The organism is Variovorax sp. 20P10.2.4 (genome assembly GCF_058244205.1).
Genome location: NZ_JBZAYE010000427.1, coordinates 1 through 6,422, shown reverse-complemented (window position 1 = coordinate 6,422; position 6,422 = coordinate 1). Strand labels below are relative to the sequence as shown.

Below are 6,422 nucleotides of genomic sequence, written 5' to 3'. Positions count from 1 at the left end.
CGGCGGGCTGCATCTGCTGGTGAACAATGCCGGCATCCTCGTCGGCGGCCTGGTCGAGGACTATGCGCTCGCCGACTTCGACCGCATGTTCGCGGTCAACGTGCGCTCGGCCTTCGTGGCGGTGCAGGCGGCGCTCAAGCACATGGAGCGCGGCGCGCGCATCGTCATCACGGGCAGCGTGGTGGCCGAGCGCGTGGGCTTCGCGGGTTCGTCGGTCTATGCGATGACCAAGGGCGCGGTGGCCTCGATGGCGCGTGGCCTCGCGCGCGACCTGGGGCCCAGGGGCATCACGGTGAACGTGGTGCAGCCCGGGCCGACCGACACCGACATGGCGCCGAAGTCCGAGTACGGCGAGATGCTGCAGCCGCTGATGGCGCTGGGACGCATGGGGCACGACAGCGAGATCGCGGGCATGGTGGCCTACCTCGCTGGACCCGACGCCAGCTTCGTCACCGGCGCGGCGCTGACGGTGGACGGCGGCTACCTGGCCTGATCAGGCCGGCGGGCGACCTGCGCGGTAGCCGCCCGGCGTGGTGCCGAAGCGGTCGCGGAAGGCGCGGCTGAAATGGCTGGGGTCGTTGAAGCCGTTGCGGAACGCGATCTCGGTCACGCTGAGCTGCGCGAGCCGCTCATTGGCCAGCTCCTCGGCCGCGCGCTCGAGGCGGCGCTCGCGCAGGTAGGCGCCGTACTGCGTCTGCTGCGTGGCGAACAGGCGGTGCACCAGCCGCTTGGAGATGCACAGCTCGCGCGCGATCGCCTCGACCGAGAGCTCGGGATCGCAGAGGTTGGCCTCGACATAGGCCGCGAGCCGCTGCCAGCGGTCGCGTTCATGGCGCCTGGCCGCGCCGGCATCGCCGGCCTGCGGCGCGCCGGCCACCGCTTCGCAGTAGATGGCCGCGAGCAGCGAGACGAAGGACTGCTCCGAGAAATAGGCCAGCGCCGGATGCGGCTGCGCCTGCACCGCGAACAGGCGGTCGAGTTGCTGGCGCGCCGATTCGGCCAGCGTGGAGTCGGCCTGGGCCAGCGAGGGCTCGAAGTGGTCGCGCAGGTCGGCATAGATGCCGAAGAAGCGCCCGGCCGGCAGCCGCAGCTGCACCAGCCGGCCCGATTCGTCGAGCGCGCAGGTCGAGGGCAGCCGCGTGGTGCGGAACACGATGTCGCCCTTGCGAAAGGGCAGCCGGCGGCCGGCCTGCTCGATCGTGCCCTGGCCGTCGACAGCGATCATCGCGAGCACCTCGCCCGCGCCGTCGTGGCCGGACTGGCCCGCCGCATGGCACACCTGCATCGGCGTGGAATCGAAGCTGACCGCGATGCCGCCGCCCACGAGCCGGCAGGCCTCGAGGTTCATGCGCGGATGGCTGTGCTGCACGCTGAGTTCGCCGGGGTAGACCAGTGCGTCGAGCGTGGTCGAGTAGCCGCGCAGGTCGCCCGGGTAGAAGGGGCGCAGGTGCGGCGCGAAGCTCAGGTGCGAGGTCGGGTCGTGGTGCATGGTGGGGTGGAAGCCGGGCCGCATGCATGGTTCGTGCCAAGGGCGGTCCGCGCCCGCAGTCTGGAGGGCTGGCCGCGGCCGCACATCGAGACTTTCCACTAGCGGGCGGGATCGGGGCTTCGTTGCGTTGGCGCGCTGGATCAATGCGCGTGCGCGCAGGCGCAAGGCCCGGCGCGGCATCGCTTCCTACATTGGCGGCCATCGACCACCGATGAAGGAACCCCGCGTGAACCCCACCGCCACAGACGCCCCCTCCGCCGACGTGCCCCTGAAGCTCGACGGCCTCACCGTCGGCCACTGGAGCGATGCCGAGAAGCTCGCGCTGAGCTGCCGCATCCTCGCGAAGGAGGGCCATTCCGAAACCCTGGCCGGCCAGATCACGGTGCGCCAGCCCGACGGCAGCTTCCTCACCACGCCGCTGGCCCATGCGTTCGGCGAGATCCGCGCGGGCTCGGTGATGCGCATCGACGATTCGCTGCGCGTGCTCGAGGGCCACGGCGTGCCGAACCCGGCCGTGCGCTTCCACCTCTGGGTGTACCGGCGCCGGCCCGACGTCAACTGCGTGATCCACACCCATCCGCCCTATGTGTCGGCGCTGTCGATGACCGGCGAGCCGCTGCAGGTCGCGCACATGGATGCCACGCCCTTCTTCGACGACTGCGCCTTCCTCGCCGAATGGCCGGGCCTGCCGATCGCCGATGTGGAGGGCGAGATCATCTCGGCCGCGCTCGGCGCCAAGCGCTGCGTGCTGCTCGCCAACCATGGCTTCCTGGCCGCCACCTCGAGCGTGGAGGAGTCGCTCTACCTCTCGGTGCTGATCGAGCGCGCCGCGCGCAACCAGCTGATCGCGCAGAGCGCCTACGGCCGGCTCAAGCTGGTCGACCCGGCGCTGGCACGCGAATCGCACGACTTCCTGCTGCAGCCGAGCATCGTGAAAGCCAGCTTCGCGATGTTCGCGCGGCAGCTCGAGGCCAAGGAGATCTGAGATGAGCGAGGACCTGCATTTCCTGGAACTGACCGAGGTGGCGCAGCGGCTGCGCGAGCGCGCGCTGTCGCCGGTGGAACTGACCGAGCGCATGCTGGCGCGCATCGAGGCCGTCGACCCCGCGCTGCATGCCTATGCGCGCACCATGCCCGAGAGCGCGCGCGCCGAAGCACGCCGTGCCGAGGAGGAGATCGCGCGCGGCGGCTGGCGCGGTCCGCTGCACGGCGTGCCGGTGGCGGTCAAGGACAACTGTCATGCGGCCGGCGTGGTCTGCGCCAACGGCACCGAGGTCCATGCCGACTTCAGGCCCGAGCGCGACTCGACCGTGGTGCGCAGGCTGCGCGAGGCCGGCGCGGTGATCCTCGGCAAGCTGCAGCACACCGAGGGCGCGTTCGCCGAGCACCACCGCAGCATCGTCGCGCCGGTCAATCCATGGAACGCGGACCAGTGGCCCGGTGCCTCCTCGAGCGGCTCGGGCGTGGGCACGGCCGCGGGCCTGTGCTTCGGCTCGCTGGGCACCGACACGGGCGGATCGATCCGCTTTCCCTGCGCGGCCAACAACCTCACGGGGCTGAAGCCGAGCTGGGGCCGCGTGTCGCGCTTCGGCGTGTTCGAGAACTCGGCCTCGCTCGACCACGTGGGGCCGATGACGCGCAGCGCCGCCGATGCGGCGGCGATGCTCGCCGCGCTGGCCGGTGCCGACGAGGACGACCCCACGGCGCTGCCCGATGCCGTACCCGACTACCTGGCGCTGTCGGCCCAGGGCGTGGCGGGGCTGCGCATCGGCATCGATGCCGAGCACATCGCGCGCGACGTCGATGCACCCACGCGCGCCGCGATGCAGGCGGCGCTGGCCACGCTCACCGGGCTGGGCGCCACCTTGCGCGAAGTGCGGCTGCCCGATCCGTCGGAGGTGATCGCGGGCTGGCTGCGCTTCTCGGCCGTGGAGATGGCGGCCGCGCACGAGGCCACGTACCCGGCACAGAAGGAGCGCTACGGCCCGGTGCTCTCGGGCTTCATCGAGGTGGGACGCGCGCAGTCGGGCATCGAGCTGCAGAAGCTGCTGATGCAGCGGCTGAACTTCCGCGGCGCGCTCGCCAAGCTGTTCGGCGACATCGACCTGCTCGCGATTCCCGTGACCTGCGACGCGGGTTTCAGCAATGCGCGCATGGCCACGCTGGGCACCGACGAGGGCGACCTGCTCAAGCTGCTGCGCTTCACCGCGCCCTACGACATGAGCGGCCATCCGACGCTGACCTTGCCCTGCGGCTTCACGCCCGAGGGCCATCCGATCGGCTTCCAGCTCGTGGCGGCGCATCTGCAGGAAGCCACGATGCTGCGCGCCGGCCGCGCCTACCAGGGCGCGACCGACTGGCACCGGCGTCATCCGCCATCGATTCGAGAACGCAACGAGGAGCACCCCGCATGAACACCATTGCCACCCCGGTGGGCGCCGCCGCGCCCGCGGCCGCCAAGCCGCATAGCGTCTGGAAGGTCGGCGCCGCCACCATGGCCGGCACCGCCATCGAGGGCTTCGACTTCCTGGCCTACGGCACGGCGGCCGCGCTGGTCTTCAACAAGCTGTTCTTCCCGAATTTCGATCCGGTGACCGGCACGCTCGCGGCCTTCGGCACCTTCGCGAGCGGCATGCTCGCGCGGCCGATCGGCGGCATCGTGTTCGGCCACTACGGCGACCGGCTCGGCCGCAAGGCCATGCTCACGCTGAGCCTCTTGATGATGGGCATTTGCACGGTGCTGATCGGCGTGCTGCCGACCTACGAGTCGATCGGGCTCTGGGCCGCGGTGCTGCTGGTGCTGCTGCGCATCGGCCAGGGCCTGTCCTTCGGCGGCGAGCTCGGCGGCGCGATGCTGATGGCGGTCGAGCATGCACCGCCGCGCTGGCGCTCGCTGGTGGGCAGCATGCCGCAGATGGGCGCGCCGATCGGCGTGCTGCTGTCCTCGGGCGCCTTCGCGCTGGTCACGCAGCTGCCCGAGGACGCCTTCCTGCACTGGGGCTGGCGGCTGCCGTTCCTGGCCAGCGCGCTGCTGATCGCGGTGGGCATCTTCATCCGCACGCGCATCGACGAGTCGCCCGAGTTCGAGGCCGTGAAGGCGCACCGCAAGACCGCCGCGCTGCCCGCGCGCGAAGTGGTGCTGGCGCACTGGCGGCCGCTGCTGCTGACCATCGGTGGCAAGCTGGCCGAGGTCACGCTGATCTACACCATCCTGGTGTTCTCGATCTCCTATGCGGTCACGCGGCTGGGCTTCTCGCGCGGCGATGCGCTGCATGCGCTGGTGCTGGGTTCGTCGCTGATGGTGCTGACCATTCCGCTGTTCGGCTGGCTGGCCGACCGCGTCGGCGCGCGGCGACTCTACGTGTTCGGCGGCGTGCTGCTGGCGCTGATGGCGCTGCCGCTGTTCCAGGCCATCGGCAGCGGCTCGCTCACGGCCTACACGGCGGCGATGGTGGTGGCGCTCGCGCTCAACTACCCGCTGATGTTCGCGCCGCAGTCGAATCTGTATGCGGCGCAGTTCCCGGCCGAGCTGCGCTACTCGGGCATCTCCATCGGCATCCAGATGGCCGCCGCGCTCGGCGGCGGGCTGGCGCCGATCATCGCGGCGACGCTGGTGGCGAAGTACGGCAGCATCGTGCCGGTGGGGGCGTATGTGGCGGTGCTGGGGGCGGTGGCGGCGCTGTCGGCGTGGAAGATGCGGCCGGCGGCGAACGAGAGGTGACTCTTTGCTGGACTCCTTCCCCCTCTGGGGGAAGGCCGGGATGGGGGCACCGGGCGGCCGATGTTCGCGGGGCGATGGATGCGCCCGGTGCCCCCACCCCGGCCCTCCCCCAGCGGGGGAGGGAGCAAATCAGGAATGACCGTCCACGCGCATCTGGAACAGGAAGTACGGCGGGATGCACGCCCCGCGCCCCTCGGGCTGGCCTTCGGCCTGTGCGCAGATGTAGTCGTCGCGGCAGGGCGCGGTGGCCGAGCAGCTGCGCAGGTTGCCGGGGCGCGTGTGCTTCGCGAGGCATTCGCCGAAGGGGCGCCTGGCCGCAAGGCACTGGTTGAAGTCGCTGAGGATCGCGATGCCGCCGCACGTGCCGTTCGGATCCTTGGGATCGCAGGGGCCCGAGCACATGCCGCCCGGAAAGCCGACCGAAGTCTTCTCGCAGACCGAGGCGGCGCTTTCGCAGGCGGTGCGCGGCAGCTTCTCGGCGCGGTCTAGCCAGGGGTTGGCCGAGGCCGTGATGCGCGTGGGTTCGCAGCGCGCGCCGACGATCGCCGGCTCCGGTCGTGTGTTCGCATCGAGCGGCTCCGCGAGCGGCCGGAAGGGATCGGGCTTCGGCGTGGTCAGAGCGACCTGCAGGTAGCGCGCACGGCGCGCGAGTTCGTCCTGCAGATGCGGCGAGTGCGGCACCGCGAGCGCATTGCCGGGCGTGAAGCTGCGCGAGGCGCTGCGGCGGTCCACGCCCAGCAGATGGAAGCCCGCGACCGCGCGGCTCTGGTGGCAGCCCATGCAACTGAGGTCGTCGAGCCGGCGCAGCAGGGCCCGCGGCGACTGCAGCGTGCGACTGCCGGGCACGGCCTGCCATTCGCTTTCGGGGAAGAGCTGCTCGAACGGGCGGTTGGCGAGGCGCTCGAGGCCGCGCGGCGCGACCGAGATGGCCTCGGTGGCGAGGAAGCGCTCGGGGATCTTGAGCGTGGCTTCGTCGAGCGCGCGCAGGTTCTCGGGCTGGCGAAGCCATTGCTTGAGTTCCTGGCGCAGCGGCGCGCTGGCCTTGAGCTTCGCGACATCGGGCGTGTTCTCGAGCGGACCCACGTCGTAGCGCTTCGCGCCGGCATTCCAGCGGAAGGCCCGCAGCATGTATTCGGCATGGCCGCCGAGATCGGGCCGCACGGCCGAGGGCCAGCGCACGCTCTGCAGGTTCACCGTGAGTTGCGAGATGCG

Annotated in this window: 5 protein-coding genes and 1 pseudogene; 4 read left to right on the top strand and 2 right to left on the bottom strand. The window is 71.1% G+C overall.

The genetic code is table 11. The annotated features are described in order from the left end of the window. The coding region (locus tag AC27VN_RS29180; protein WP_490878803.1) for an SDR family NAD(P)-dependent oxidoreductase at window positions 1-493 on the top strand (493 nt) is incomplete at its 5' end. Here AC27VN_RS29180 and AC27VN_RS29175 read toward each other — a convergent pair. Next, a complete protein-coding gene (locus tag AC27VN_RS29175) occupies window positions 494-1,489 on the bottom strand; it encodes an AraC family transcriptional regulator (protein ID WP_490878802.1) in 996 nt (331 codons plus the stop codon). A 226-nt stretch (window positions 1,490-1,715) separates the two neighbouring features. On the opposite strand from AC27VN_RS29175, the gene AC27VN_RS29170 reads away from it, so the two are divergent. The 3 genes from AC27VN_RS29170 to AC27VN_RS29160 are packed head-to-tail and all read left to right on the top strand — an operon-like array spanning window position 1,716 to window position 5,210. Then, window positions 1,716-2,474, top strand: coding sequence for an aldolase (locus tag AC27VN_RS29170; RefSeq protein ID WP_490878801.1), 759 nt, complete (start codon window positions 1,716-1,718; stop codon window positions 2,472-2,474). A 1-nt stretch (window position 2,475) separates the two neighbouring features. After that, complete coding sequence (locus AC27VN_RS29165; RefSeq protein ID WP_490878800.1) at window positions 2,476-3,903, top strand: amidase; 1,428 nt, start codon at window positions 2,476-2,478, stop codon at window positions 3,901-3,903. Next, window positions 3,900-5,210 carry an MFS transporter gene (locus tag AC27VN_RS29160; protein ID WP_490878799.1) on the top strand — a complete coding sequence of 437 codons (1,311 nt, stop codon included), beginning with the start codon at window positions 3,900-3,902 and terminating at the stop codon, window positions 5,208-5,210. Before AC27VN_RS29165 ends, AC27VN_RS29160 begins: the two co-directional genes overlap by 4 nt. Before the next feature lie 129 nt (window positions 5,211-5,339). Here the strand turns inward: AC27VN_RS29160 and AC27VN_RS29155 are convergent. Beyond that, window positions 5,340-6,422 (bottom strand): annotated as a pseudogene (locus tag AC27VN_RS29155) (hypothetical protein); the annotation flags it as partial.